3 protein-coding genes, 1 pseudogene and 1 riboswitch are annotated in these 3,873 nt (G+C 53.1%); of the genes and pseudogenes, 2 read left to right on the top strand and 2 right to left on the bottom strand.

Translation table 11 applies throughout. From position 1 onward, the window contains the following. Positions 1-50 precede the first annotated feature (50 nt). Entirely contained in the window at positions 51-644 is a 594-nt protein-coding gene (gene plsY / locus IKE44_RS08595) for a glycerol-3-phosphate 1-O-acyltransferase PlsY (RefSeq protein ID WP_049624108.1), read from the bottom strand. A 195-nt stretch (positions 645-839) separates the two neighbouring features. Between plsY and IKE44_RS08600 the strand changes: the two genes are divergently transcribed. Next, positions 840-1,265 (top strand): OsmC family protein, encoded by a 426-nt coding sequence (locus tag IKE44_RS08600; RefSeq protein WP_287465634.1) that lies wholly within the window; start codon positions 840-842, stop codon positions 1,263-1,265. A 329-nt stretch (positions 1,266-1,594) separates the two neighbouring features. Here IKE44_RS08600 and pepT read toward each other — a convergent pair whose 3' ends face one another. Beyond that, positions 1,595-2,830 carry a peptidase T gene (gene pepT / locus IKE44_RS08605; RefSeq protein ID WP_033009995.1) on the bottom strand — a complete coding sequence of 412 codons (1,236 nt, stop codon included), beginning with the start codon at positions 2,828-2,830 and terminating at the stop codon, positions 1,595-1,597. A gap of 195 nt (positions 2,831-3,025) precedes the next feature. Here pepT and IKE44_RS08610 point away from each other — a divergent pair. Beyond that, positions 3,026-3,265 (top strand): annotated as a pseudogene (locus IKE44_RS08610) (threonine synthase); the annotation flags it as partial. Between the two features lie 82 nt (positions 3,266-3,347). Beyond that, positions 3,348-3,480: riboswitch (FMN riboswitch) on the top strand. Positions 3,481-3,873 lie beyond the last annotated feature (393 nt).

Raw genomic sequence — 3,873 nt, forward strand, 5'->3', positions numbered from 1 at the left:
AAATGCTTCCGGCAATCTCAACGCAGCAAATCTCCTTTCTCCGTCCGTTGTCATGAGGCTTTGCCTGGCCATTTCACTTTTGGCTCCGTTTTGTTCAAGATGCGCTTGATGTTGGCGCGATGACGATAAAAGATAAACGAAGCCAGCAACAACACTGCCACCTTCAATGGAATGTCGTCCGTGAAAAAGACGGTGTACACGACCGCGTACAGCGCCGCGGCCATCGATGACAGCGAGACGTAGCGTGAAACAGCCAAGACGACAAGAAACACGGCGATGAGCGACAAAAAGAACAACGGCGAATAAAACAGCATCACCCCGCCCGATGTCGCCACCGCCTTGCCACCGCGGAACTTGGCGAACACCGGATACATATGGCCGACGACTGCCACCGCTCCGGCCAAAAGCGGATGCACGGGGACGGAAAAAAACATCGGCAAGCTCGCCGCCAGCGTTCCTTTCAACATATCCCCGACAATGACGATCGTGCCCGCTTTCGCCCCAAGCACGCGGAACGTGTTCGTTCCCCCGAGATTGCCGCTTCCATGTTCGCGGATGTCGATCCCGTAGCCGATTTTCCCGACAAGAAGGCCAAACGGAATCGAGCCGAGAAGATAAGCAAGAAGCAAAATGAGTGCGGTCATCGAATCAAACACCCTTTACTCAACAAGTTTGTGCATGTTTCTATTTTATCATGCGCCGGTTAAAACGGTAGACTGGAAATGAAGAAAAGCGGTTGTTTTGCATTTCCACATGATAACCGGTAAACTGAAAAGCAGGCAGGGACGGACGAGTTCATTCGTCCCGCAACAAACGCAGAGAAGAGAGGAGCGGCTGTGATGAAAACGACCGTCACGTGGAACGGAAACATGTCATTCAGCGGCCAAAGCGCTTCCGGCGTCACCATTCCGATCGACGCCGCGAAAGACGTTGGCGGCAACGATTCCGGCGCCCGGCCGATGGAACTGTTGCTTCACGCCTTGGCCGGCTGCACCGGCATTGACATCGTTTTGATCTTGCGGAAAATGCGGCTTGACGTCCGCGCGTTTTCGATGGAAGTCGAAGGAACGCGCGCCGATGACCACTCGAAGCGGTTTACCGACATTCATATTCATTATGCGCTCGAAGGCGACTTGCCGGAAGACAAAGTCGCCCGTGCCATTTGGTTGTCAAAAGAAAAATATTGTTCCGTTTCCCATTCGTTAAATGCCGCCATTACAGCGAGCTATTCGATCAACGGCGTGCGCGGGAAGGAGACGATCTAACCAAAGAAAAGAACGTGGCGTTCATGTTTGTTTCGCGTGGCATAGCACGGAATGGCAAAACGATGAAAAAGGTGTTCCGATCGTTGGCGGAACACCTTTTTTGTGTTCGAACGAATAACGGCGATCAGTCGTTTGGATAGACGCCTTGCCGTCCCGCTTTTCTTCGCGTTCGGACGGGCTGATTATTTGGCTGCCTATTTGAAACAGCGGGAGGCGGAGGTGTCCCCAAAAGACTCGGGACACCTTTTCTTTACTCCTAACGGGCGGGCTTGCAGCCGCTTGTGCTTGGACGATCGAAAAAAGATCGTTCAAGAAAGGTTTTCCGTAGATCAAGATGCTTTTTGCTCGAACAGCTTGATGATCTCCACGATCACTTCGGCCGATTTCACCATTGTATCGGCGGAAATGTATTCGTAGCGGCCGTGGAAGTTTTCGCCGCCGGCAAAAAGGTTCGGCGTCGGCAGTCCCATGTAGGAGAGCTGCGACCCGTCTGTGCCGCCGCGGATCGGTTTCACTTTCGGTTCAATGCCCAAGTTCGTCATCGCTTCGTGGGCGATGTCCACAATGTGGCGCACCGGCTCGATTTTTTCGCGCATGTTGTAATATTGGTCGTTGATTTCGAGTGTGATTCGGTCGTTTCCATATTTTTGTGCAAGCGAAGCGGCGATCTCGTTCATTTTCGCTTTGCGAGCCTCGAACTGTTCACGGTCGAAGTCGCGGATAATGTAGTGAAGTTTCGTCTCCTCTACACTCCCTTGGAATGAAAGCAAATGGTAAAACCCTTCGTATCCTTCGGTATGTTCCGGCGCCTCATCGGCTGGCAGTTGCTGTTGGAACTCCATGGCGATTTTGATTGAGTTGATCATTTTTCCTTTTGCCGTGCCTGGGTGGACGTTTTTTCCTTTGATCGTCATTTTTGCTTCCGCGGCGTTAAAGCTTTCGTATTCCAATTCGCCAAGCGGCCCGCCGTCGACCGTATAGGCAAATTGGGCGCCGAATTTGGCAACGTCAAATTTGTGCGGTCCGCGGCCGATTTCCTCATCCGGGGTAAAGGCGACGCGCACTTTGCCGTGCTTGATCTCCGGGTGTTGGATGAGATAGTTCATCGCGGTCATAATTTCGGCGATTCCGGCTTTATCATCGGCGCCAAGCAGCGTCGTCCCATCGGTTGTAATCAGTGTATGCCCTTTGTAGCCGGCGAGCTCCGGGAAATCGTTTGGCGACAAGATGATGCCTTGTTCTTTGTTCAACACGATGTCGCCACCGTCGTACTGTTCGATGATTTGCGGGTTGACGTTGGCTCCCGTAAACTCCGGAGCGGTGTCCATATGAGCCAAAAAGCCGATCACGGGCACGTTTTTGTCCGTATTGGCCGGCAGCGTCGCCATGACGTAGCCGTTTTCGTCGACTGTGACGTCTTCCATGCCGATCGACTTCAGCTCTTCGACGAGCATTCTCGCCAGCTCCCATTGCCCTTGAGTCGACGGGCATGTGCTGCTTTCTGGATCGGACTGGGTATTCACTTTGGCGTAGCGGATGAAGCGTTCGATCAATTCTTGTTTCATTTGTTCATCTCCTTTTTATGTATGAGTGTTGGGTGAATGCGTGAATCGCTTCTCCAATGCAGCGGAGCGGTTCCGTGTTTATTTTATCATATGCGATCTCCAACAGGGAAAGAGGGAGCGCCATGCGGCGCACGAGTTTTCCGCGGCCGGCGAGGCGGTTGGGATTTCGAAAGCGAAGGAATTGGGCGTCAAACCATTGGCGATGAGGCGATTTTGGCCGAGAAGCGGACGGTGGCGGAGCTCGAAGGGGCGTTCGTTTGCCCGGAAGGAGCGCCGGCGTTTGCGGCGGTCCGAAAATTGCGCGAGAGCGGCTGGATTCGCGACGGGGAGACGGTCGTCGTGCTCAACACGGGGACGGGATTGAAATACGCCGATTTGGTTCAAGTCGCCCCACCGGTGCTTGAACCGGGAGATTCTCTTTCGATGCGGGAATAATCAAGCTGTGAGCAAAAAACATAGACAAATTGAAAACAGTATTGTATGCTAAACTCATCAGAATAATTAAAAATGAAAAACGATTCATCTTCGGGGCAGGGTGAAATTCCCGACCGGCGGTGATGAGGCGCTTCGCCTCTCAGCCCGCGAGCCGCAAGGCAGGATCCGGTGCAAGTCCGGAGCCGACAGTATAGTCTGGATGGGAGAAGATGAAGGTTTGCCGGCGTTCGTTTTGGCGCATGCGAACGTCTAGTTGCGCACACCCTTTTTCTCCCTTAAGCCTTGTTCGGTTTAAGGGAGTTTTTGTTGGCGCTCGCAGCGGCAGCCTTCTTCTTGTGAGGATGAATCACGAGAAGGGGAGGAGAACAAGCGTCAACTACCCCCACTTAGCTAACGCTTGAAGTGGGGGCTTGCAACTCCCCAGAAGTGCAAACGGACTTCGTCCTCCTTCCTTGACTTGGGGTTGCATCAGGGGGCAGGTTGACGACTACCCAACGACGCAGGTCATGCCTGCATCGTTACCGATTCTCTCGGTGTGTCTGTTGGCAGTACTTGGCTTCCACACACAACAGACGGACCTACGCTCGATGTTTTACGGTTACAACGTT

Origin of the sequence: Geobacillus sp. (assembly GCF_017515625.1) — a bacterium.
GTDB lineage: Bacteria > Bacillota > Bacilli > Bacillales > Anoxybacillaceae > Geobacillus > Geobacillus stearothermophilus.